Source organism: Nostoc sp. LEGE 06077 (genome assembly GCF_015207705.1).
Lineage (GTDB): Bacteria > Cyanobacteriota > Cyanobacteriia > Cyanobacteriales > Nostocaceae > Nostoc_B.
Window position 1 is genome coordinate 1 of record NZ_JADEWI010000045.1, and the last position, 23,038, is coordinate 23,038.

General features: G+C 39.3%; 24 protein-coding genes. 11 read left to right on the forward strand and 13 right to left on the reverse strand.

Features of this window, described 5'->3' with window-relative positions; genetic code table 11:
* Positions 1-211: 211 nt before the first annotated feature.
* Both IQ244_RS23170 and IQ244_RS23175 read right to left on the reverse strand, forming a co-directional pair.
* Positions 212-463 (reverse strand): ribbon-helix-helix domain-containing protein, encoded by a 252-nt coding sequence (locus IQ244_RS23170; protein ID WP_193898373.1) that lies wholly within the window; start codon positions 461-463, stop codon positions 212-214.
* Positions 464-617: 154 nt separating this feature from the next.
* Positions 618-2,531 carry a GTPase family protein gene (locus IQ244_RS23175; RefSeq protein ID WP_193898375.1) on the reverse strand — a complete coding sequence of 638 codons (1,914 nt, stop codon included), beginning with the start codon at positions 2,529-2,531 and terminating at the stop codon, positions 618-620.
* Between the two features lie 178 nt (positions 2,532-2,709).
* Between IQ244_RS23175 and IQ244_RS23180 the strand changes: the two genes are divergently transcribed.
* The 4 genes from IQ244_RS23180 to IQ244_RS23195 all read left to right on the forward strand — a co-directional run bounded on the left by IQ244_RS23180 (position 2,710) and on the right by IQ244_RS23195 (position 6,493).
* Complete coding sequence (locus IQ244_RS23180; protein ID WP_193898377.1) at positions 2,710-3,102, forward strand: hypothetical protein; 393 nt, start codon at positions 2,710-2,712, stop codon at positions 3,100-3,102.
* Positions 3,099-3,335, forward strand: coding sequence for a hypothetical protein (locus IQ244_RS23185; RefSeq protein ID WP_193898379.1), 237 nt, complete (start codon positions 3,099-3,101; stop codon positions 3,333-3,335). Before IQ244_RS23180 ends, IQ244_RS23185 begins: the two co-directional genes overlap by 4 nt.
* Positions 3,336-3,445: 110 nt before the next feature.
* Positions 3,446-4,300 (forward strand): class D beta-lactamase, encoded by an 855-nt coding sequence (blaOXA, locus tag IQ244_RS23190; protein ID WP_193898381.1) that lies wholly within the window; start codon positions 3,446-3,448, stop codon positions 4,298-4,300.
* A 729-nt stretch (positions 4,301-5,029) separates the two neighbouring features.
* On the forward strand, positions 5,030-6,493 hold the full coding sequence (locus IQ244_RS23195; protein WP_193898383.1) for a S8 family peptidase: 1,464 nt from the start codon (positions 5,030-5,032) through the stop codon (positions 6,491-6,493).
* A gap of 306 nt (positions 6,494-6,799) precedes the next feature.
* On the opposite strand, the gene IQ244_RS23200 is transcribed toward IQ244_RS23195, so the two are convergent.
* Entirely contained in the window at positions 6,800-7,288 is a 489-nt protein-coding gene (locus IQ244_RS23200; RefSeq protein ID WP_193898385.1) for a hypothetical protein, read from the reverse strand.
* Positions 7,289-7,488: 200 nt separating this feature from the next.
* On the opposite strand from IQ244_RS23200, the gene IQ244_RS23205 reads away from it, so the two are divergent.
* The 3 genes from IQ244_RS23205 to IQ244_RS23215 all read left to right on the forward strand — a co-directional run bounded on the left by IQ244_RS23205 (position 7,489) and on the right by IQ244_RS23215 (position 12,988).
* A complete protein-coding gene (locus IQ244_RS23205) occupies positions 7,489-7,788 on the forward strand; it encodes an XdhC family protein (RefSeq protein ID WP_193898387.1) in 300 nt (99 codons plus the stop codon).
* A 378-nt stretch (positions 7,789-8,166) separates the two neighbouring features.
* Complete coding sequence (locus IQ244_RS23210) at positions 8,167-10,740, forward strand: PAS domain S-box protein (protein WP_193898389.1); 2,574 nt, start codon at positions 8,167-8,169, stop codon at positions 10,738-10,740.
* Positions 10,741-10,846: 106 nt separating this feature from the next.
* Positions 10,847-12,988, forward strand: a complete 2,142-nt coding sequence (locus IQ244_RS23215; protein ID WP_193898391.1) for a sensor histidine kinase — start codon at positions 10,847-10,849, stop codon at positions 12,986-12,988.
* A gap of 4 nt (positions 12,989-12,992) precedes the next feature.
* On the opposite strand, the gene IQ244_RS23220 is transcribed toward IQ244_RS23215, so the two are convergent.
* The 8 genes from IQ244_RS23220 to IQ244_RS23250 form a co-directional block, all read right to left on the reverse strand.
* Complete coding sequence (locus IQ244_RS23220; RefSeq protein ID WP_193898393.1) at positions 12,993-13,649, reverse strand: DUF1345 domain-containing protein; 657 nt, start codon at positions 13,647-13,649, stop codon at positions 12,993-12,995.
* Between the two features lie 98 nt (positions 13,650-13,747).
* Entirely contained in the window at positions 13,748-14,992 is a 1,245-nt protein-coding gene (locus IQ244_RS23225; protein ID WP_193898395.1) for a bifunctional sterol desaturase/short chain dehydrogenase, read from the reverse strand.
* A 340-nt stretch (positions 14,993-15,332) separates the two neighbouring features.
* Positions 15,333-15,644 carry a hypothetical protein gene (locus tag IQ244_RS23230; protein WP_193898396.1) on the reverse strand — a complete coding sequence of 104 codons (312 nt, stop codon included), beginning with the start codon at positions 15,642-15,644 and terminating at the stop codon, positions 15,333-15,335.
* Positions 15,645-16,166: 522 nt separating this feature from the next.
* Complete coding sequence (locus IQ244_RS23235; RefSeq protein ID WP_193898460.1) at positions 16,167-16,391, reverse strand: hypothetical protein; 225 nt, start codon at positions 16,389-16,391, stop codon at positions 16,167-16,169.
* A 469-nt stretch (positions 16,392-16,860) separates the two neighbouring features.
* Positions 16,861-17,136, reverse strand: a complete 276-nt coding sequence (locus IQ244_RS23240) for a hypothetical protein (RefSeq protein ID WP_193898398.1) — start codon at positions 17,134-17,136, stop codon at positions 16,861-16,863.
* A 116-nt stretch (positions 17,137-17,252) separates the two neighbouring features.
* Positions 17,253-17,423 (reverse strand): hypothetical protein, encoded by a 171-nt coding sequence (locus tag IQ244_RS32655; RefSeq protein WP_228059093.1) that lies wholly within the window; start codon positions 17,421-17,423, stop codon positions 17,253-17,255.
* On the reverse strand, positions 17,420-17,713 hold the full coding sequence (locus IQ244_RS32660; protein WP_228059094.1) for a hypothetical protein: 294 nt from the start codon (positions 17,711-17,713) through the stop codon (positions 17,420-17,422). The genes IQ244_RS32655 and IQ244_RS32660 overlap by 4 nt, the downstream gene beginning before the upstream one ends.
* 77 nt (positions 17,714-17,790) lie before the next feature.
* Positions 17,791-18,069 carry a hypothetical protein gene (locus tag IQ244_RS23250; protein ID WP_193898400.1) on the reverse strand — a complete coding sequence of 93 codons (279 nt, stop codon included), beginning with the start codon at positions 18,067-18,069 and terminating at the stop codon, positions 17,791-17,793.
* 314 nt (positions 18,070-18,383) lie between these two features.
* On the opposite strand from IQ244_RS23250, the gene IQ244_RS23255 reads away from it, so the two are divergent.
* Positions 18,384-19,061 (forward strand): response regulator transcription factor, encoded by a 678-nt coding sequence (locus IQ244_RS23255; protein WP_193898402.1) that lies wholly within the window; start codon positions 18,384-18,386, stop codon positions 19,059-19,061.
* Positions 19,062-19,063: 2 nt separating this feature from the next.
* The gene (locus tag IQ244_RS23260; RefSeq protein WP_193898404.1) at positions 19,064-20,518 is read left to right on the forward strand and encodes an ATP-binding protein; all 1,455 of its coding nucleotides are present in this window, start codon (positions 19,064-19,066) and stop codon (positions 20,516-20,518) included.
* A gap of 252 nt (positions 20,519-20,770) precedes the next feature.
* On the opposite strand, the gene IQ244_RS23265 is transcribed toward IQ244_RS23260, so the two are convergent.
* A complete protein-coding gene (locus tag IQ244_RS23265; RefSeq protein ID WP_193898405.1) occupies positions 20,771-20,989 on the reverse strand; it encodes a hypothetical protein in 219 nt (72 codons plus the stop codon).
* 236 nt (positions 20,990-21,225) lie between these two features.
* On the opposite strand from IQ244_RS23265, the gene IQ244_RS23270 reads away from it, so the two are divergent.
* Positions 21,226-21,537 carry a threonine dehydratase gene (locus IQ244_RS23270; protein WP_193898407.1) on the forward strand — a complete coding sequence of 104 codons (312 nt, stop codon included), beginning with the start codon at positions 21,226-21,228 and terminating at the stop codon, positions 21,535-21,537.
* Between the two features lie 444 nt (positions 21,538-21,981).
* Entirely contained in the window at positions 21,982-22,272 is a 291-nt protein-coding gene (locus IQ244_RS23275; protein ID WP_193898409.1) for a hypothetical protein, read from the forward strand.
* A 233-nt stretch (positions 22,273-22,505) separates the two neighbouring features.
* Here IQ244_RS23275 and IQ244_RS23280 read toward each other — a convergent pair whose 3' ends face one another.
* Positions 22,506-23,036, reverse strand: coding sequence for an HMA2 domain-containing protein (locus tag IQ244_RS23280; RefSeq protein ID WP_193898412.1), 531 nt, complete (start codon positions 23,034-23,036; stop codon positions 22,506-22,508).
* Between the last annotated feature and the right edge of the window lie 2 nt (positions 23,037-23,038).

Genomic DNA, 23,038 nt, shown 5'->3' on the forward strand with positions numbered 1-23,038 from the left:
TGTTTTCTCAGCCGCTCACGTAATTCCTCGGCTGACTCTTTTATTTTTACTTTGGTGACTCCTGCCATGAACGTCTGCTCATATTTCTGATTTAACTATTTCTATCATGTTTTTCGTGAATTGGTATTAGACGAAAAACTTAAGAGTAAAATTAAGACTCTACCCTTGCTCATATCCGAGAATAATTAGATGGAGCCTTGATACTTAAAATCTAAGAATCAAGCGCCTTACGTAATTTTCTTTCTATTTGTCCGATTAAAAATTTATTGTCTATTTTTGCTAACTCTGCAATAGAAACATCACCATGATCACGGGCTGCTTGCAACCACTGTTCATACTTTTTATCATGTTCTTCCAAAAGTTCTAAGGCTTCAACAATTATTTCCTCAATAGTATGATATCTACCACTATTGAGTTTCTCTTGAATAAAGATTTCGTGTTTCTGGTTGAATTTGGAGTTCATTATTAATAGCTCAAATATCAATAACCTACTTATACCAATTCTGTATGAAGATGGACTGAATTAAAAAACGAACCACAAAGGGCGCAAAGAACACAAAGAAAGAGGAAAGAAGAGATAGAAGATTAAATAAAGTCTCACATAGAATTGGTATTACTCAAACTTGCTGCAAATAATAATCAAATCGCTGCCGCAGTTGTTCTACTACTAAATTCTGAGTCCAGTATTCCACAAGGGCATGACCAAATGCCCAAGCATTACGATCAGGTGTAGCAGAATTTTCTAACAATAATGGCCAGAGAGCAATTAAATCAAAGTTAATTTTATGGGCATCATCTGTTTTTAATAATGAGAAAAGTTCATAAGCAATTTGCAGTTTACCAATTACAATCGGTAACTGTTCTACAGGAATTTGCTCTGCTAGTACATACGCCAAGGTGGGCGAACCAGTTGACATAGTAGAAATAAATTGCAGCACAGGACTTTTTAGCAGTGAAGTTAACCCTTGGGTGGTCGCCATCTGGAAAGTATAGTGATCAATAATTTTAGCGGCGGCGACGGTGCGCGAATCTAAGTCACGCAAAAACCGGGCGAGGCGCAATTGTTTGGCAGGGGCGATCGCTTCAATCAATCCCAAAGATAAAATATCTATATTCCAATATGCGCGGTTAGTTTTGCGATCGCTTGTGACTACCGGGATAACTAAGTTAGAAAATTCCCCCAGCTTTTCAGCCCGATATTGAGTAGCTTCGCGGATAGAAATTTCCTTGGGCTTTTCCCCCCATTCCCAATCATAAGGCGGTTGCCACTCGCGGATAGGACGCAATTTATCTACTTGGGTGACAACTGCGATCGCAGGCAAATCAGCAACTTCGGCTTTTATGTCTGCTAAAAAGTCCACATCCATCTGCAAAGCCGGATCAAGGGCGGGTGTCACCAGTAGTAATAAATCTGCGTTAGTTGCATAGTCTAGTACCAGTTGGCGTAGTTCCCCACGCTTCACTTGTTCATAACCAGGGGTATCCCAGAGGGTGAGAGTTTCGCCGCTGGGAGTTTCCCAATGATAATTTTGAATTTCGTCGGTACTGGGTAACACATCCACCACCGCCAAGTCGGCTTGAAATAAAGTGTTAATTAAACTGCTTTTGCCTGCGCCTGTCCGCCCTACCAGTAAAATACTGATGGGTTTTTGCTCAACTTCCTCGACGGGTTCAGCTTGGGTGAGGATTTCGCGCAGAGTTTGGGTTTTTGTTTTGGGGATGGTTGGTGTGGAAATAGCTGCTGTTGTAGTTGATAGTGTCATACCTCCGTAAAGTGCGATCGCTTGTCGGCATAAGTTTTTTAAGGCTGCTTCGCGCAACAGTTGACCTAAATTCACCAACAATTGCTGATTGGCGCGGTTTGTATAACCCTTAGTCGCCCGGTTCGCCACTGCTGTCACAGGATTTAATAACCATTGCGCCCAGTTCCATACTCGCAAAAGTTTACGGGCTGAAGGTTCTAGCTTGCGGTAGACTTCATAAGCTTGGTAAGCTTGCCCGACTGTCGCTTGATTTAAGGCAGGTGATAACCTCTGCATCCACTGATCTAAATCATCCACTGTTCCCCGGATGAGTCCGTAAGCTTGGGGGACGTAGATATTGAGAAGGGGATACTGCACTTGGGGATGGTAGATATTTGCCACAGCCACCACCACATCTTGACAGCGTTGCCAAAAAGTTTGCCAATCTTCCCAAATTGGGCGATCGTTGATTGATGCTTCTAAGATTTTTTGCAATGCTGCTTCTGCTTGCTGGGTAGCATCACTTCCCCCCGTTGCCGTAGTTGTATCTATTGCCGTTTCTAGTTCTTCTTGAAATTCTGCTAACGCCGCTTCCACTTGCACAATCGCTGGTTGCGTCCATTTCACCAGCAACCACCGCCAGCCAACAAACGCCACAGTAAACACAGCCCAAATCCAGTTAATTCCCCAGACATTGATTTGTATGCCTGCGGCAACCAGTAAGAAAATGATAATAGCTGCGATCGGTGTTGCTAAAATAATCAACTGCCACGGTTTTAAGCGCACCATTCCCCCATACCTGCCTTGATACAACTTCTGATAATGCTATTGTGAGTCTAATATTCCTGTTGTGGATACTAACTGTTGGTGTAATATCCATGCTCTTTTGGAAAGAAATTTTCAGTAAGGGGTTGAATAATATCTATATATAAAGTGCTGTATTCAGCAGAGAAATAACATAAATGTTATGAAATTTCTATTGAAAAAATCTAAAAGATTCAGTGAGATTTTACAGCGTTCTGGCATAAGTAATGAAGAGTTTGTTCATAATATAAAATTATCCAGCGAATTAGCTATAAAAACAGTGAATTGTGTCCGCAAAGAATTAGGCAAATCTTTTCAAGTGCCTGCTGAGAAGTTATATCCAGATGATAAATTTCTAGATATCATATCCCTCTCCTGCTGGGAATGGGACATGATAGAGCTTGTATTAGCTCTTGAAGCAACTCTTAAAATAGATATTGATGAAGAGCAAGTGCCTAACTGGACTTCTAAAAGTATAACTCTAGGTCAATGGATTGTAGAGTTTTTATGCCGCAACTTTCCCGAATATAATAACCTTAAAAATCGAGAAGTATGACAAACTCGACACGAAAAATAAATCCCCCGACTAGACCTCAAAAGTTGCCTTTTTTAGAGTCCATTTGTTGGAAGACAGTAGATGTTTATAAATTTACGCCTGAGCAAATGCTGAGTAGCTATGAACGAGGTTGGCATTATCGCCAGATGTTTAATAATTTAGCAGGCGAAGAACTAAATTTTGTCAAAGAACTTGCCAGATATTATGATTCTTGGTTACAAGTCGATTTGTAAGCTTGAGATTGAAACAGAATAATTAAGTTTAGTAAACAAAATTCGGTAATTGCCTATTTTGTTGCTGTATTATTTCTGGTTTGTCAACCAGTTGTGTGAGAATAAAAGTTATGGTAAAGAGTAGGCGATCGCTATTCATCATCTCAATCACAATTATCAGTATCATCACACTGCTAACTTTTACCAGTCCTCCAAGTATCTCTGCAACACCATCAGTAAATCAACACCCTTCAATGATTGCTCAAAAGGTGAATCTTGGTAGCTATTTCAACGAATTAGGGATTGAAGGGTCAATTATAATTTACGACCAAAACAATCAGAAGTTTTACGAACATAACGCCTCTCGCAATTCCACAGCCTTTCTTCCTGCTTCGACTTTCAAAATTGTCAACTCTCTCATTGCATTAGAAACTGGAGTCATTAAAGATGAAGTGGCTATTTTGACTTGGGATGGAATTGTGCGGGAATTTCCGACATGGAACCGAGATACTAATATGCGCCAAGCATACAAAGACTCAACTGTGTGGTTCTATCAAGTCTTAGCACGACGAATTGGCCATGAAAGAATGCAGCAATTTATCAATCAAGTCGGTTACGGAAACCGTCAAGTTGGTACACCAGAACAAATAGATAAATTTTGGCTATCTGGCCCTTTACAAATTACCCCCAAACAACAAATTGAGTTTCTCCAACGGCTGTATAGCCGAGAATTACCTTTATCTCAACGCACATTCGATTTAGTGCAAGATATTATGATATTTGAGAAAACACCTAATTATATACTCAGAGCCAAGACAGGTTGGGCAACTAGTGTAAAACCTAACATCGGCTGGTTTGTCGGATATTTAGAACAAAACAATAACGTTTATTTTTTCGCCACTAATATCTATATGAAAGATGCTACGGATGCTCCTAAACGAATTGAAGTAACTCGGCGTAGTTTCAAAGCTTTAGGATTACTCTAAAATTGCCTACTCTACATAAATCCAAAATTTAGCCTCGGTTAATTTTTATGTTTTAACTTCTAACTATTGGATTCTTCTTTATAGTAGGCTTGATTGTTGTCGAAACAATACAAAAATTACATCCGGCTAATCCCATAATCAATCCGATTTGGGAAGCAATTTGTCTAGGAATTACTAGTATATTTTGGGTTTTTCTGCAAAGCTGGCTTTTTCGTGGAGCAAAAATTAATTTAGGCTGGTTGCTTTTTTTGGCTATTTTTGGTTCTGTCTTGGCGATGACATTATCTCTAATATTTTGGTATTTTCAAGATTCAACTGGTAAGAGTAAGTACACTCTTCGTAATGCTCATATACTAATAGGAGTGTATCGATTTGTACTCTACAGTATTAGCATTATCTTTGGAGTATTTTTATTCCAAATTACAAGCTCAAATTAAAGTCTAGTAAATATCAACGAACTATCATTTTTTATCGGCATTTATCTATTCATTTTCAAAAAAATATTTTTGTCTAATCCTTATACGAACTTGTTTTTAGCTAAAAATAGGCATCAATAATTAAATTATGTTTAATATTTTTTGGTAAAAAAAGTAGCATTTTGCCATTTAATTTCATAGTAATTATTAGCAAGGATAGTAAATTTACTGCTTAAAACCTGAGAGCTAAGGTTTTGACAGTTAATGCTGTCAAAAATATAGAATTTTAACTTTATTTGAGGAGAAAATACTTATGCCCATTAATGATACTAGTAAAGCATTACTTTCTCATAACGGGCTAAATTCTCAATTGTTCTCCTCAGCGGATACTTTTCATACGGAAAATGAATCTAGTTCCTACCTTAGTAGCAGCAGTTATTCCCAAACTACCAATGCAAAAACAACTGCAACAACTACCAAAAACTATAGTTCCACTACTGGATATGGGTTAGTAAATGGTGCTGCTGCTGTAGCTAAAGCTGCGGGTAAAAGTACCTTTACAGATGTTCCCAATTCAGGGGGTAATAACTGGGGAGCCGACCTTGTGAATGCCCCAGAAGCTTGGAATAAGGGATATACAGGTAAGGGTGTGGTTGTAGCTGTGATAGATACTGGGGTTGATTATAACCACGAGGATCTAAAAAATAATATTTGGACTAATACTAAAGAAATTGCTGGTAATGGCGTTGATGATGATGGCAATGGTTATGTTGATGATGTCCGGGGTTGGAATTTTGTCAATAACAACAACAACACCTTAGACCAAAATGGTCACGGTACTCATGTTTCTGGAACTATTGCGGGAGAGAAAAATAATTATGGCGTAACTGGCATTGCTTATGATGCCAAAATTATGCCGGTGAAAGTGTTAAATGATTCTGGTTCTGGTTCGTATAGTGCGATCGCTAATGGTATCTATTATGCAGCGAATAATGGTGCTAATGTAATTAACCTCAGCTTGGGGGGTAGTTTCTCTAACAAGACGCTGCAAAATGCCATTGAGTACGCCAATAGTAAAGGTGTAGTCGTTGTGATGGCTGCTGGTAATGATGGGGGTTCGCAACCAAATTACCCGGCTCGTTATGCCAAAAATACAGGAATTGCTGTGGGTGCGGTAGATAGAAACAATAGCTTGGCTAATTTTTCTAATCGGTCAGGGACAAGTCAACTTGCTTATGTGACAGCCCCAGGAGTCGATGTCTATTCTACAGTGCCGAATAATCAGTATGCTACTTACAGCGGTACATCTATGGCAACTCCTCATGTCGCTGGTGTAGTTGCTTTGATGTTGAGTGCTAACCGTAACTTAACTCCGGCTCAAGTGAGTCAAATCATTACAGAAACAGCCGGAAGTAATACACAAAATTCGACTTCTAGCATTAGTACTAGTACAATTAATACTAGCTCTATAGTCAAGCAAATTACATCATCAACTATTAATTTCAGCGTTGATCATGGCTCTGTATCTGATATCAGCGCCCCGGCTAAACTTACCAACAACACCACTGCCACTAACTCTTCAACTCAGTTGCAGTTCCACTACTACAACAACAACAGTATAAGTATTAATAGTTACAACAGTACAGATGAAGAGACTCCAAGCGATAGCCCAAATAATGGCAATAATGGTAATTTGGGTAAATTCTTAGAACGGCTAGATCAAGTTCAAAAGCAACTAGACGAGTACCGTAGATTTTTGGGCTTATCTAATGGCTAAATTTAGAAAATATAGCTTTATTTAAAAAGTAATTGAGAAGAATTTTCTCAGTTACTTTTTTGTTATCTCCAGGGGCTGAGGTGTATTTTCATCCAGAATTAGTATTTAACAGACCTGCTAGATATGAAATGATTTTTAGATTTATATTGATAAAAAAATAAACACGCACAACAAAGATTTGGGTTTATTTACAGATGAATTTTTATATATAAACTTTTGGGATCTGAGAATATTCAGGTTATGGATATTCTCTTCTGATTTACTATATTTCTGGAAAGTTGGATAAATTAAAATATTGTAGAACTGTTACCTGTTGAGTAAAAAATTACTGAATAGCGGTGTGTCGTTAGACTGCACAGGACGCATCCGTAAACCTGTTTCAATCAGTGCAAAGGCTGTTCTAGGTGAATGTATTGTTGTCGCGTGAGCATCATCTTGAAAATGCGCGATCGCATCTGCCAAATTCACGCGTTCACAAAACAACTCATCTAATCGACCCACTCGATCAAATGCAGATAAGGCATAGGCTGCAACCATGTAACTAGAACCATAGGTACTTTCTAAATAACGCTGAGAACTGGGGTTTTGGGCTGCACTATCCAATAAGATTGACCAAACACGGGGATCAATTAAATCTGTTTGTTCTAACTGACAAGCTAAATGAATCAGGTAAGTACAGCGTAAATAATCATCAACTTTAGAGCCATCTGTTGATTGCAGATACCCTGTCAGACATTCCTGAAAGAGCGCCACTACATCAGGCACATAAACTTTTGAGATGCTGATGAACATCATCTCGATAGGTTTCAATTTGACCAAGCTTGACTAAACTTTCTGTTAACAAAGCACTAGCACGGGCATATTGCCAGGGTTCCGTTGGTAGCTGCTGAATGGCTGTGGCAAATTGATTATGGGCATACTGCTGTTGAGAATTGCGATCGCTTAATAATCCCGCAGCACAAATGGCGACAATACCCTGAAGTAAATGATGGGTGATGCTGAAAACTTTGTTACCTGCTTCAGTCCGCTATATCGGTATTTTGGGGACAAAAAGCCGGACTCAACAATTGTTACAAGACCTGGAATTTGAGGGATTGATCTCAACTCCGGCACAACTGCAACGGTTGTTTGCACCGGTAGGACTGGATATTGGTGCAGATTCACAAGAAGCGATCGCACTTGCTATCGTAGCGGAAATTCAAGCAATTTTAGCCAAACGCTCAGGTGGTTTACTAAAAAACCGTGTAGGTGCAATTCATGACGAGGAAATATCATCATGTCTAGTATCGGTCTAATTATCCTAAAAAAGGAGTCAGAAGACAGTATTCAGAATACTCTACCCATCAAGAGATAGAGTTTTAATTAGGAAGAATATTTAATGCTAGTTTCGCCCACAAGGGCTAAGGTTTTTAACTAAGTGGAAAGTTACTGATGTTGATTAAACAAGACTTACGCACAAAGATGAGCTATCGAGATTGGGAGTAAAGGTTTTGTCTGACTCAAACCCTTGATTTTTCGTATTATTGGGTCAGATGAGCAACTGGTTCACCCGATTGGGTGAATGCGATCGCCCCGTCAAGAATTAACCTGAAATAAGGCTATATTTTGCTTGTGTTAGCACTCATGTTTACAGCAGCAAAATTGTCGCCATAGTTACCATCTCTTGAAGAATCATGCCAGTTGCTTGGGTATTAAAAGGTGAAAGAGTGGATGAAGCCTTAAAATTACTACTTAAACGAGAATTTCCGCCAGAGACTATTACTTTGTTGGAAAAAATTGCCGCAAATTTACCAGGGATGATTTTTCAATTCCGCCAACAGATGGATGGTTCCCAGGTTGTTTTATACCTGAGTTCTGGTTGTCGAGCCTTGTCTGAGTTAGAACCAGAAGTAATCCAAGCAGACTGGCAAATTTTATACCAACTGATTCACCCCCAAGATAGAACTAAGTTTATCAAATCTATACGGATTGCTTTTACTACTTTCAGGCCTTGGCATTGGGAAGGTCGGATCATGACACCCAGCGGCAAACTCAAGTGGATTCAAGGTGCTTGCCAATTAGAAGCACAGGCCAATGGTGATATTTTATGTAATGGCTTAGTTATAGATATTACCAGTAAAAAACAAACAGAAGAGAAGTTACGCACTAGCGAGGCGAGGTATCAAGCCATTTTAGATGCAATTCCTGATTTAATGTTCCGGTTGAGCCGTGATGGTGAATATCTTGATTTGAAAGGTGACGGTATCAATCTCACGCTGAACAAAGAAGAAATAGTTGGTAAAAATATGCGCGATTTATTACCAAGTGACCTAGCCTTAATTGGACAAGAAACCATTGCCAAAACTTTGGATGTGGGAACTTTGCAAACTTGCGAATATCAATTACCAACACCTAGAGGTATTAGAGATTATGAGGCGCGGTTAGTAGTCAGTGGCGCAGATGAAGTATTAGCCATTGTCAGGGATATTACAGAACGCAAACAAGCCGAAACTTCCCTGCGGAATTTGGCGCAAAAGTTTTCTAAAGCTTTTAGTTGCAGTCCTGATCCAATTAGTATTACTACTCTCAAAGAAGGACGCTTCATTGAAGTTAATAATAGTTTTATGCAGCTATCAGGCTATGAACAGGATGAAATCATTGGTCATACTGCTTTTGAATTAAAAATTTGGGTGAATGAAAGCGATCGCACTCAATTATTACAAGATTTACAGACCAAGGGCGCAATTAGCAATTTAGAATTTGCTTTTCGGCGCAAGTCAGGTGAGGTACTAACAACGTTGCTTTCCGCCGATGTCATTGATTTAGATGGCGTAGCCTGTATTTTAGCCATTAATCACGATATTACCGCCCGCAAGCAAGCAGAAGCCCAAATGCGCTTGGCTGCACAGCGCGATCGCTTGTTGACAGAAACTCTGGTGAGAATTCGCTCTTCCCTCAATTTAGAACAAATTTTGCAAACTACTGTGTCAGAAGTCCGGCAATTTTTGCAAGCGGATCGGGTTTTTATTGGGTTGAATAATTACCAGCTAAAAGCCAAAGCTGTAGCTGAATCAGTAGATCCAAAATACCCAGCGGTATTAGGCTGGACACCAGAGGATAAAGGTTATCTGCAAGAATTGAAAACTATTTTTTCCACTCATCGTGTCCGTGTCGTTGAAGATGTCAGTCAAATAACCGTCTCGCCAAAATTACAAGCACATTATCAACAATTTCAGACAAGGGCGACTTTGGCTGTACCAATTATGTTAGGCGAAGAATTATTTGGTGCATTAGTCGCCAATCAATGTTCTGGCCCCCGTCAATGGCAACCTATAGAAATAGATTTACTCCAACAATTATCAGAACAGTTAGCGATCGCCATTCAGCAAGCACAACTTTACCAAGAACTCGCCCAACTTAACACTAATCTAGAACGCCAAGTAGAAGAACGTACCGCCCAACTGCAACAAAAAATGCAGGAATTAGAAAAACTGCAACAAGTCAAGGATGTAGTGCTGCATACAGTCGCCCATGATTTACGCACTACAGTTATGGGTAACTTGATGGTATTTAAAAATTTACTCCAGAGTCAGGGAGTAGAAACCAGGGAACAGGGGGAGGAACAATCCTCGCCTATATCCCTCTGTTCCTCAACTCCTCTAGCGCAAAGTTCTGAACCTGCTTCTCCCCAGTCAATTTCTGTACCTAGCTCAATTATCGAGCGGATGATTCAAGGTAACGATCGCCAACTCACAATGATTAACTCTTTATTAGAAATTCATTGTTGTATGGAACAAGGTGTGGTGTTACATCCCCAACAAGTAAATTTAAACACACTCCTAGAACAAATTATCTCCGACTTACAACCACTCCTCCGACAAAATCAGGCCACACTAGAGAACTTAGTTTCTCAAGATTTGCCATTAGTCATGACAGATCACACGCACTTACAAACAGTGTTGTTCACTCTGTTTATTTATAGTTTGCAACAGAATCCCCCAGGATTGAAATTTTCCCTCACAGCTACCGTTGTGGAAAACATGATTAAAGTTCAACTTGAACATAACGGTGTAGCGATGAATAAAATAGATGGCGATCGCCTTTTTGATTTATACGTGCGGGAACCCCAAGCACCTTGTTCCACAATCCTCGGATTAAAAATGTACTTATGTCGCCAAATTATTCAAGCACACGGTGGCGAAATTGGTGTGATTAGTCACCGCAAACGCGGATTAACATTTTGGTTTACATTGTCTGTAGCCGATTAGTCGTCAAAATGTACCCATAATTCACCATAATAATTGAGAGGGTGTGCTGACATTAGGAAAATAGAAAAACACCTGCGATGGTCTGGTCAAAGTTGGTAAGACACTGATGGCTAACTTATTGCAAAGCTTCGGAATTTGGTGGAAACAAGTTTTTGCTGCACCAAGAATAGACGTAATTAATGCTGAATATCAATCCTGGCGTAGTCATTTTTTATGGCAAAGGCTACGACTGTGGTTATGGTTGGCATTTATCTGTTTATTGACTTTTACACTCCGCGATATTTATGATTTATTCTTTTCTTTAAAGGAATTAGCACAGCTACCAAAAATATTCAGAATCCAGGGATTAGCGATTAACGTTTCCATGCTGCTGAGTTTATTTGTTTGCTTTACTTTGCATAAAACTCGCTTCGGTCATCGTCACCCAGGAAGACTATTTTTAGGCACATCTTGGTCAGTTAGTTTTGCCTCTCAGTTATTTGCCACTCTTAAAGGTTTTGCCTTACCTGATACTATTGGCTGGTCGCTGTTATTTCTCAGTCAAGCGATATTTATGCCAGTCCGCTGGCCTCTCCACTTACTATCTCAGCTAAGTATTTTAATTTATTATTTTGTAGTGAATACGGTATTAGGGTTACAAACACTAGTACCAGAACATCCAGAAATATATAATGTGACATTTATTTTATATATATTTTGGTTCTGCACTATCTGTGATTTAGGAGTTTATTTATACGATCGCCTACAATGTTCTGAATTTCAAGCCCGCAAAGAACTAGAATCAACTAATAACAAATTAGTCTTAGCTGAAGCGAAATATCGGAGTATTTTTGAAAACGCCATTGAAGGTATTTTCCAAAGCAGTCCTGATGGCCGCTACATTACAGCCAATCCCGCACTAGCGAAAATTTATGGCTATTCATCGCCAGAAGAAGTAACAGCAAATTTCACAGATATTGAAAATCAATTATATGTTGACCCTACCCGTCGGTCTGAGTTTGTTCGTCTAATTGAAAAGTACGGAATTATCTCCGAATTTGAATCGCAAATTTATCGCCAAGATGGCAGTATTGTCTGGATTTCAGAAAAAGCTTATGCTGTGAGTAACCCCGAAGGAAAATTGCTTTATTATGAGGGGTTAATTGAAGATATTACCCAACGCAAACAAGCCGAAGAAGCATTACAAGAACAAATATATTTTCTCCAAGTTTTAATTGATACAATTCCTACTCCGGTTTTTTATAAAAATACCCAAGGTTTGTATCTTGGCTGCAACACAGCTTTTGAAACTGTTCTCGGTTTACGGAAAGAACAAATTCTCGGCAAGTCTGATTATGACCTAGCACCAAAAGAACTTGCTGACCAATATTATCACGCAGATATGACTCTGTTTGAGCAACAACGAGTGCAAACTTACGAAAGTTGTTTGGTGTTTGCTGATCAAATTAAACATGATGTCATATTTTACAAAGCAACTTTTTCTAAGGTAGATGGTTCCTTGGGTGGGTTGGTAGGTGTAATTTTAGATATTAGCGAACTCCAAGCCGCACTACGCGATCGCCAGCGCACAGAAGAAGCACTGCGAGTCTTTTTCCATGCAGTTTCTCACGACTTACGTAACCCAGTGTTGGGTAGTTTGATGGTGCTGCGGAATTTGCTAGAAAATGGCAGTGATCTAATTTCTCTACCACGTTCCACTTTAGAAAGGATGGTGCAGAGTAGCGATCGCCAATTGAATTTGATTAATTCCTTGATGGAAGCCCATGTAAATGAAGTGCAAGGGTTAGTTTTGCAACGCCAACCTGTACAATTAGATGCAGTTGTTGCCGATGCGATCGCTGATTTAGAACCAATGCTGCGAAAAAATCAAACCACGCTGATTAATCTTGTAACCGCAGATCTACCATTAATTAATGCCGACCAAACGCAACTATGGCGGGTATTTTCTAACTTAATTGGCAATGCCATTAAACATAATCTACCAGGGTTGCAAATTACCATTAACGCCATCATAGAAGGTGAGAAAATTTATTGTACCGTCAGTGATAATGGTGTTGGTATTAGTCCAGAACAAAGCCAACGAATGTTTGATTTATATTTCCGAGGCAAGAATAACCCTTATTCTTTAGGTCTAGGCTTGGGATTATATCTGTGTAAACAAATCGTTCAGGCGCATGGTGGCGAAATCGGCGTACAAAGTGAGTTAGAGACAGGCTCAACATTTTGGTTCACGCTACCAATTAGCTGATTCTTTAAATTAATGATGCAATGATATTTATGCCCATAGCTAGAATACTAGTATTGAAAAAAAAGGATAGCACTCCATGTATCAAAGCCAAACGTCTCATATAACGTGAAGTTGTCTGAATATCAGAAACTTGGCTAGTCATCCCAATTACAAAGGAAAAATATAAAAAGTCCCAGTAGTCAGGGTCACGGTCATCAGGAAAATCCAGTCCTCCAGCTTTTTGATAAATATTATCATTGCTAACATTGTGATAATAATTATGTGCATATTGTAGCGTAAATAGTGTATGCACTAGTAGCCAAGAACTAACAATTGTAATTACTGAAAGGATAATATGTAACATTAATATAGTTGAGGAAATACCTGTTTTATCACTGAGCAAAAATCCTATAGCTAAAACACTCACACAAGCAGCAATAATGATCAGTGTAAAAATTCCTATGCGGCCTTCGTATTCATGCTGGGCATAACGCCGCATCTTATCTGGAGTCGCTTTTACCATCTTTGCTAAAGTCAAGCTTAAGAAACAGCCAGTTCCCACATTCCAGACGCAAAGAATTCGAGTAGCTAGATGTAGCCAACTTGGTAATAACAATGAGATTACTACAGAAATCCCGGCAGAAATTAGGAGTCGGGGTCGAAGATCAAAATTTTTAAACAACTTCTTTCAGAAAAATAAACTTTAATTCACTCTACGCTGTAAGAATTGTATATGCGATCGCCATCCTCATATCCTACTAACAGGCGATCGCACTAATTCTATCTATTTGCTTGACTAAAAACTCGGTAGTATAACCATGTACTAGTCTCCTTGATGGGAAACAGCAAGTAAGTCAGAGGATTAATTGTCACAACAATATTGCGGAAATCCCGGACTGCTAAAAATAGAATGAATTGCGCCACTTGCTTGGCTGACATTACACCATAGGGATTCAGTTGACTTTTAAACGGGCCGAGAATTAACTTGCGAATGATGCAATTACCTTCTAAACGTTTGAGGGTAACGATATTTCCCAATGTGCGTTTACTCAGTTCATAAAGCGGACTCAGCGCTGGTGATACTTCCGCCTCAGAAGTATTCACCCAAATTTCTTTAGTGGCTTTGTCTTGTGGCCCTGTTACCGTTGTCAAAAAGACATCCATCAAACGCAATGCGGAAAAAGTATTCACTTCATAGGAAGAATTGATGGCTTGGGGTGTGCGATCGCCATAGACATTCACCCCATGATTAATAATCAAAATATCTGCTTTTGCTAAAGTATCTCGTAGTTGTACTTCATTGCCCAATTCCCAAGTCAGCGCCATTACCTTTGTTTGGGTGGCTAATTTCTCTGGATTTGTCGTTATAGCTAAAACCTTTGCATTGCGTTTGAGAAGTTCCGCCGTTAATGCTTGTCCTAAAGTCCCGGATGCACCAGTTATAGCAATGGTTTTACCTTTGAGGGAAAGTCCTGTACCAAGAATTTTATCCACCAGCGGAAACACCCCACTGTAATAGGCGTTAACATCATCAAAATGGTGTCGCCAATGGTAAGCACGATTTACCCACAACGTTGAAGGAATGATTTCTAAAGGGCCGGGTAAATGGTTGTAGTCCGTCTCAATTTTTCCTTGAAAATACCGCAAGGATGCACCATACAAAAAGGTGTAAGCGTATACTACCCCTAACCATAACCCCCATTGTTGACCTAATAAAGCTGCGATCGTCAAGATAACTACTAACAGAACCGATTCTACAATGTCGTGATAAAGCTGGGACTCTTGATAAAGTTTGAGCGAAACTATGGATAAATCTCGACGGTATGCTGCATGATGCTTGTTATGCCATTTAGCCAACCAAATGACTTTGTGACACAAAGCATGGTAAGTGTCCCTGAGTACCTCAGCCAGCAACAGCGAAAAAATCCCCCAAGCTGCAAACTGCAAACAGGTATTTACCAGCAGCCAATTAATCTGTATATTTGCTTCAACCACAGTCCAACTTTCAACTAGCATCTTTATCATATTTTTCAGTATGTCATTATCTTAATCAATCTTTATATTCTGATAAGATTGGTAAACATTGATGCAGTTAGTTGAAAATTTTCAATTTATATTAGATTTCTTGTTAGGCACTAGCGTTTCAATGTCCTAAATCACAGGACTTACAGAAATCGAGACCTACTCAGAAAATACAGTCAGACCTTGGTGTGGAGAGTTTAGCCTGCTGATAAGTGGCTGTTTTTGGCAAAAATACTGGAAGTGAGGCAAAGAGGAAAAGAACGAAAAAGCTGATGATTGTATTTAAAAGAGAGTTTAAGACAAAAAGACCATTTAGTTCAGGTATCCTAAATTGCTTATTTACTTATGATCGGTAAAACCAGAAGTGTTGTTCATAAAGATAAGTTAGACAGTAAGAAATACTTAAAGCAAAGATTGCTAAGACCACAGGAATCAAATGATTGAGTTCTAACTTACGTTCCTTGATGATTTCCCAACAAGATATCAGAATAATCAGAGGCCAAAAGACAGTTGTAATTAAAGAAATGATAAAAGATAAAAATTTTTCTTCTGGAGAAGATGTTGGATGACGGAGGGAAAATTTTAGCCAGTTGCCAAAAAAATAGCAGATCATCAGCAAATAAGCCATAACTAAAGTTACTTGTATTTGATTCATAATTCCTCCTTCGGAAAGACTATTGAATTTCTTCTTAAAAATCTATTGCAGGAAATGATTAAATTATTTAGTTCCTGATATGTCATTTACTTTACAAATCGTCTCTAAGATTTAGCAGTTATATAAATCTTATGCTAATAGAGAAAATAGGTAAAACAGTAGTTACACTTAATGAGAAAAAAGTTGAGCAGGCTGATATTGATACACAAGTATCAATATCAGCCTGCTCTTAATTAAGCTAGAGTATTTTCAAATTCACTATTCTCTGCTTGAGACGGTCATTTGTCTTTTGTATAGCAAAGTGATGAGTTTTGAATCAATCCACTGACTAGGCTATAGAAAACTGCTTTAAGTCTACAAGAATTTGAAAATTCAATATTTTTCTAGCCTACTGACGATGGCTATAAATACAAATAACTAATGATTAATGACAGTTTATTTGTCCTATTTGATATCAGATACAAGGGGTGAATGCAATAATATCAAATAAGTATTACTGATGCTTAGATACCGAAAATTACATCAAATCAGCAAATCTTTCACGCCTATCCACCCAGTTATTTTTTTGCGTTGACTGATGTGATTGGGAACTTGAATATTTTCTCTAAGCTCAGGTTTACTAGGTATTTCTTCTCTAACAACTTCTGCAAACCAACCAGAATGCTCATTGCTGAATACAGGCATATCTTGCCAGCAGTGACGGCAAAACCAAGTAAGTTCAGAACCGTGTACATGTCTTAAAAGCACATCGGAACAGCAAGGACAGTAATTCATATTTTTCTACAATTAAATTGATATAAAGAGGTTTTTAAAATTAAGGCAGCCACTTGATCAACCTGTGGTCATTCAAATAACTGTCTATACTTACGAGGATAGTTAGGGAATATGAGAAAGTTGTGAGGAAAATAATATTAATAAATTATTCGTAATATTTATACAATATTGCTCAAGTAATAACCCTGAGTAGCCCTAAATAAAATTTACAGCTACTGTCAATAAAGTATTTAAGATTACTCAAATTTATACGTATAAATTTGTCAAGAGAAGATATAGAGAGTAGATTTGCTTATATGGAAATTGGAGAAGTACAGCTAAAAAGATTTTTGTGAAATGCCATAAACCCTAATCTTGCAATCTAGAACAAATGGCTATCGAGCTTGTTCATGGAGATTAGAACAAACTCGATAGCTTCGTACTTGTCATTAATTCAATTGAACTATCTTCTGCTGTTAGTGCGATCGCCTTCAGGAGGATGAGCCGGAACACCTAAAGCATCTTTTAATTTTTGTTCACTAACACCCAACTTTTGGGCGGCGGCGGCAAAATCTGGGCGGGGTGGGCGCTGTCCGTTTGGTGGTTGATCAGAAGGTTCCGAAGCCTGGGCAATTTTGTAAGTTGGATTAGCCGCATTTACTTGATTTAGCGAAATTACGCCAAATGTCCCAACTAGAATCGATATTGCTGTCATAACTACTGCTTTGTTAAGTTTCATAATCATCCTCTAGAAATTTCAGTGGTTCATGTTTTTATTTAACCGAGAAAAAATTACAGTTCGCCCTGATTGTTGATTACAGTTTTGTAATTTTTGTGCATAGTATTTTGCCGAAATTACGTCATTTGAAGCCCAACATCAAAGGTGGCGGTGTAACCTTGTCCATTCGTTGTCAGCTTGAGCAACATTTGCTCACCTCTATCTTGAAAAATGCCGTCATCAGCATTCTTGAGGGTGCTTTGTCCTTTGCTGGCGTAGGGTGATTGGGTGTAAATGCGATCGCTCATTGCATCATCAAAATATAGTTGCGATGTAAATTCATATTTTCATTAACAAAATACGGCCCTTCAGTTTGCTGTGGACTAACAACACACCCAGGCAAATTAGCAGAATTGGTCGTAGATGATACAGGAGTAGCTAAACCTGCTTGTTGTTGTGGAGAGATAGACTTTTTCGGCATACATCCCACCACAAGTATTGCAGTTCCATCTGCCCTAAATAAACCCAGTGCCTCTCGGCGACTTAATAAACGATTATTGATGTTCATCTGCTCTAACTTTTGAATAATTCCCACCATTATTCGGTCTTACATGATTAGGATTTACTCGCCAAGAGGGGCGTTAGAAGTTGTCCAAACTAACACCTAAAACCCCTCTACCCCCGTTGTCTAAATCCTTGGTGATTCGGCTTGTCACTTCGGTCTTGATGATGATTATTTGGGTTTTGACGATTAATTTGCGGAGAACGCTTTTTCTGTTGTGGACGGGATTGACGATGTTTGATTTGTGGTTTTTCATTAGGTTTTGGCTGTTCTATAACATCTGCATTACGACGGGTAGATGCTTCGGCATTTGCCTGATTAGGTACAACAAAACCAAATGTGCCAATCATGAAAGGAATCGCTGCTAATGCTAAGATTCTGCGAATATTCATAACAATTAACCTCGAAAATTACTGTTACTTACATTTATGATTAAGCCACCAGAAAATGACAGAGAATCTACTTTCTCTATTACACTTTTGTAATTTGAATAAAGAATGATGCGGGGTTGTAGGGAAAGTATTGGGCGATGTAGTTTGTCCTTATACTGACCAAGGAAAAATTACGATTTCTTAAACTAATACAGCTAGGTTTTGTCTGTTTATATTTAGCCAATAATCTCAAAAATTGCTAAATTACAGATTTGTAATTTAAGTTACAAGATAACAAATCTATAATGAGACAATCAGTAAACTAGTGAAAGCTTGTGAACGTTCTGTTTGTCGAAGATGAAGCAAAAATTGCTAACTTCGTCCGGGCTGGATTGAAGGAACAGGGATTTGTCGTAGACTATTGCGACAACGGTGATGAAGGATATCTGCGAGCATTAGATAACGAATATGATGCCATTATTCTTGACATCATGGTGCCGGGAAAAGATGGTTTATCGATTCTCAAACAACTGCGACGGGAAGGGCGAAATGCTCCGGTAATTTTGTTAACGGCTCGTAATGAACTAGACGATCGCCTCGCTGGTTTAAACTTAGGAGCCGATGATTACATTGCCAAACCCTTTTTTGTGGAAGAATTAGCAGCGCGGATTCATGCGGTGGTGCGTCGGAGTGTGGGCGATCGCCAAAATTTACTAGCGGTTGGGTCAATCAAACTGGATCGGATCACGCGAGAAGTTACTTGCAATCAACGCGCTATCGAACTCACCAGCCGCGAGTTTAATCTGCTGGAATATCTCATGCGCTCTCCCGGACGAGTTTTTACCCGCACCCAAATCTTAGAACATATTTGGGGTTATGATTTTAACCCCAATACTAATGTCGTGGATGTGTGCATTCAGCGCATTCGCAAAAAAATTGACCCAATTGACGAAACAAATTGGATTGAAAGTATTCGCGGCGTTGGCTATCGGTTTCGCAAACCAGACAATTAATCGTGAAACAACTGCGATCGTTTCGACTCCGCATTGCTCTGTTATCGGCGGCTCTAGCTGGAAGCACCCTAGTAGGTTTTGGTGCAGTATCCTGGTTTCAGATTTACAATGCCAAAATCAGCCGCTTAGATGCGGAACTGTTAAATCAGTTAATCCGCACCAGCCGCCCCCCAGGACGAGAGGGAGTACCTCTCCAGCCAGAACTATTACACTCTGGCCTTGGCACAAATACAAAAACTCCCATCGCCTTATTAGTACTTGATGTTGATGGTAAGACAGTCTACGAATTTAACTCTTTAACCACAAATACTGAGGTCAAACGTCTACTAATTCAGCGTTTGGAGTTAGCACCAGCGCCACCATCTCTTCCTCGACAACGACCACCGGCAATTTTTGGTACAAATCCACCAAGACAACCACTACCGCCTCCCGTTCCACCACAATTTGTCACTGTACAAACAACCAAAGCAGATTGGCGGATTGGTGCAGCTAAATTTCCTCATGCTCAAGTGGCTTTTGCTGTTAGCCTACAAGCTGTCAATCAGGAAATGGCGAGTATTCGCAATATCTTTTTGGTGTCAATTCCGGGCGCATTACTTTTAGTTGCAGTTGGGGCTTGGTTTGTGTCTGGTGGGGCGTTGCGTCCCATCCACCAATTAACAGGCGTAATTCAACGAGTGACAGTGCAAGGGCTAGATCAGCGCATTCCCAGTGAGACTACAGATGTGGAATTTGTGGAACTGATTCGGGTGTTTAACCAAATGTTGGAACGTCTAGAACGCAGTTTTACCCAAGCTTCACGCTTTAGTGCAGATGCGGCGCACGAACTGAAAACCCCATTAACTATTTTACAAGGTGAATTGGAGCGATCGCTCCAACAAGTTGAGCCGGGAAGTGAAGTACAGCAATGCTTAGGCAATTTGTTAGATGAAGTATATCGCTTAAGTACAATTATGCGGAAACTCTTGCTGTTATCTTTGGCAGATGCAGGCAAAATGAGCTTGTATTCAGTTGATGTGAATATGTCGGAATTGCTAATGGAAATTGTCGAAGATATGGAATTGCTGGCTCCTCATTTGAGTGTGCAAACTGCTATTCCTGATAGTCTCAAGGTCAAAGGCGATCGCGATTTACTTATGCAAGTTCTGCAAAACCTGCTCAGTAATGCGATTAAATATAATTTTGCTGACGGCTGGATTAAGATTCAGGCTTATCAAACACAAAAAACTCTGAAAATCACAATTGCCAATTCCTCTAAAGATATTTTAGCCAGCGATCGCGATCGGCTATTTGAACGATTTTATCGTGGTGATCCGGCTCGCACCCGTAAGGTAGAAGGTATTGGACTCGGACTCAGCCTCGCCCGTGAAATTGTCCGGGCGCACCGTGGCGAACTAACTCTGGATTCACTAACTTCCGGTCAAACAGGGTTTATTCTCACTTTACCCGTAGCATAATCTGGAATTTATCTCACACAGAGAAGTTTCATAAAGGTTTATCAACGGACTTGATCTCAGATAGGTGTAATACTCAACACTTTGCAAGAGAACAAGTTCTATAGCTGTAGCCAAGATAGTTAAGACATCGGTCAGCGATAAAACTTAGACAATAAAGACTTTGAACTCTGTCACCTGTAACCTATCACCTGTCCCCTGCTATACCTCAAAAATATTTATCAGCTTGGCAAAATGAGCGACTAATCAAACGTCTTAAACTCTGGATGTCGGCTTTAAAAATAGCCACGCTACAAAGAACGTAGCCGCTGTAAACAGTTGCGTTAAATCCAACGCCGATAGATAGCCATCTGCAAATGACGCAATACTGCGATCGGTAATGCCAAATACCCAAGATGAGAGTCCAAATAGCCAAATCCCATTCTTGAGATTGCCTACGAACTCTTTAGAGTTGGATTTTGGTTGGTCTTTCATGTCTTCTACTCCGATGGTGGAAAATCCAGTATCTGCAAATGAGAACTTTTTGACTTCCGACACTGATCTACACCTATATTAATAAATATTTCATAGTATTGACTAAACTACCCAAAGATACATCTAGGGATGTTGACAATCAACCTTTAGTAGTCTTACCTGGGGATGCACGATGTAAATTTCATAATGATGAAATTAAGTCACAATAGTAGTGGGCAATCATAGAGGGTGCTGCTATGGATCGTCTAATCCAAATCATTCGGAACTTGTTTATTCGCCTTGAAGGCTACTTTTCTGTTGTTGTTAAAGGCTTTTTAAGTTTTTTCGGCAATATCTTTGGCTTTTTTGCGAAAATTTTCGGATTTAGTAACTCTAGTTATTATTTGGAATCTGATGCGGCGCAAACTACCAAGCAAGTTGCAGATGAACAACCAATAAAAACAGAGAAAAATCCTACTTCAGAAACGCCGACAATTACACGTCGTCGTTCTCAAGCCAAAGTAGAGGACTATTACCTCAACATGGCTCGTGATGTGGGCAAGAAATAACAATTGAAGAAGAATTCAGGAGTCAGAATACATCCGTCAGAATCAAGACGCTCCTGCGTCGCTAACGCTGCGCTATCAGTCGGGGATTGAGACCCGCAACTGATTGTTCGCGTAGCGTCTCCCTTTGGGAGAAGACCACTTATACTCCTACGGAGAAGCAAGCTACATCCGCCAGTAACACAGAATTCATACTGAATTCTGGCTGCTGACTCCTGAATTCTGTTTGATAAATTTCTCATATCTCTTTGGTAGGGTGCGTTACTTTGTTAACACACCCTACACAGATGCGTTAATATGGGAAAGTGTCTTCAAGAAGTAGGAAAAATTGAGTATTTATACTTACTTTAATTTTAAGCCACAACAAAACCTTCAGAAAAACGCTACTCATCAGTTTGATAACCCTCAAACCGATGTACTATACAAGTAAATTTTTAACAATTAACAATGGTAGAACGCCCAATTAAGAAATCGGAACGTCAGGCTCAAGCAAATACTGACAACAATTCAGGAAATTCTGATTCTGCGCCTTCTATTGAATCTCATCCTAAACGCTCAAATTCTAACTCCGATCGCTCATCTGGCAAAAGAAAAAAAGACTCTTCTAAGGATGAAATTAAACAGCAGGTTAATCCTGCTTTAGCGCGTGGCCCGAAACCAGTTAAAGCTCCAGTAATTGTTAAATCAGAGCCAGAAACTGAATCGGAACAAGTCTCTGAAGAGTCTCCAGCCGAATAACCATCAACTTCTAGCGCCTGATTGAGTAAAGACCACTGATATTTTGTACCATTCTCAATAACGGTAGGGTGGACAATATCAATAATGGAAAAATTAGGTAAGAAGCAGATTTTCTACCATTACCCACCTGACTTTAATTCTAATAAATTAGGTGGTGCAAGATAATAAGTCAAGGTATTATTTGCCTTGGCTTAATTTTTGAGAATTTACAAGATAAATGATGGGACAGAGTTCTATTTATCCGTTGGTGGTTTCTCTTTGTCGCTAAGTTTAACCAAACTTTCTAAGCCATACCACAGCAGAAGATACAGAGTGCTTGTTTTCCATCGTGCTAGGGGCGGCAACAATCTTTTTAAAGCGATCGCCACTACAATAAACGGTATAATTACTCGCAAGTCTATGCTTTCTTTGGTGATATTTGTAACTTGCTGATTAAATTTCCAGAGGGTTTGACTTAACTTTGCCGGCTGAGGCTTTTCGCCTGGAGTAACAATAATAATTAAGCCTTGAGCCTGTAATTTATCGAGGATTTCTGGAAAATTTGTGCTTTCCGCAGCCGAGTATAGTGTAATACTGCCTGTTTGAGAATTTACCTTAACCTGATCACTCTGCGGAAAAAATACTTTGAGGGAATTAGCAATTAATTGAATTTCCGCTTGTTCTTTGTCTGGAGGGGAAATTCTCAGTCGTAGTCGTCCCGGAGTTTGACTGACAATTTGAATATATATTGGTGTGGATAAATTCTCTAAAGGTAATTTTGGCATAA

Coding starts and splice junctions, on each gene's coding strand:
- IQ244_RS23170 (WP_193898373.1), bottom strand. CDS start 463: ATGAACTCCAAATTCAACCAGAAACACGAAATCTTTATTCAAGAGAAA.
- IQ244_RS23175 (WP_193898375.1), bottom strand. CDS start 2,531: ATGGTGCGCTTAAAACCGTGGCAGTTGATTATTTTAGCAACACCGATC.
- IQ244_RS23180 (WP_193898377.1), top strand. CDS start 2,710: ATGAAATTTCTATTGAAAAAATCTAAAAGATTCAGTGAGATTTTACAG.
- IQ244_RS23185 (WP_193898379.1), top strand. CDS start 3,099: ATGACAAACTCGACACGAAAAATAAATCCCCCGACTAGACCTCAAAAG.
- blaOXA (WP_193898381.1), top strand. CDS start 3,446: ATGGTAAAGAGTAGGCGATCGCTATTCATCATCTCAATCACAATTATC.
- IQ244_RS23195 (WP_193898383.1), top strand. CDS start 5,030: ATGCCCATTAATGATACTAGTAAAGCATTACTTTCTCATAACGGGCTA.
- IQ244_RS23200 (WP_193898385.1), bottom strand. CDS start 7,288: ATGATGTTCATCAGCATCTCAAAAGTTTATGTGCCTGATGTAGTGGCG.
- IQ244_RS23205 (WP_193898387.1), top strand. CDS start 7,489: ATGCTGAAAACTTTGTTACCTGCTTCAGTCCGCTATATCGGTATTTTG.
- IQ244_RS23210 (WP_193898389.1), top strand. CDS start 8,167: ATGCCAGTTGCTTGGGTATTAAAAGGTGAAAGAGTGGATGAAGCCTTA.
- IQ244_RS23215 (WP_193898391.1), top strand. CDS start 10,847: ATGGCTAACTTATTGCAAAGCTTCGGAATTTGGTGGAAACAAGTTTTT.
- IQ244_RS23225 (WP_193898395.1), bottom strand. CDS start 14,992: ATGATAAAGATGCTAGTTGAAAGTTGGACTGTGGTTGAAGCAAATATA.
- IQ244_RS23230 (WP_193898396.1), bottom strand. CDS start 15,644: ATGAATCAAATACAAGTAACTTTAGTTATGGCTTATTTGCTGATGATC.
- IQ244_RS23240 (WP_193898398.1), bottom strand. CDS start 17,136: ATGAAACTTAACAAAGCAGTAGTTATGACAGCAATATCGATTCTAGTT.
- IQ244_RS32655 (WP_228059093.1), bottom strand. CDS start 17,423: ATGAGCGATCGCATTTACACCCAATCACCCTACGCCAGCAAAGGACAA.
- IQ244_RS32660 (WP_228059094.1), bottom strand. CDS start 17,713: ATGGTGGGAATTATTCAAAAGTTAGAGCAGATGAACATCAATAATCGT.
- IQ244_RS23250 (WP_193898400.1), bottom strand. CDS start 18,069: ATGAATATTCGCAGAATCTTAGCATTAGCAGCGATTCCTTTCATGATT.
- IQ244_RS23265 (WP_193898405.1), bottom strand. CDS start 20,989: ATGAAAGACCAACCAAAATCCAACTCTAAAGAGTTCGTAGGCAATCTC.
- IQ244_RS23270 (WP_193898407.1), top strand. CDS start 21,226: ATGGATCGTCTAATCCAAATCATTCGGAACTTGTTTATTCGCCTTGAA.
- IQ244_RS23275 (WP_193898409.1), top strand. CDS start 21,982: ATGGTAGAACGCCCAATTAAGAAATCGGAACGTCAGGCTCAAGCAAAT.
- IQ244_RS23280 (WP_193898412.1), bottom strand. CDS start 23,036: ATGCCAAAATTACCTTTAGAGAATTTATCCACACCAATATATATTCAA.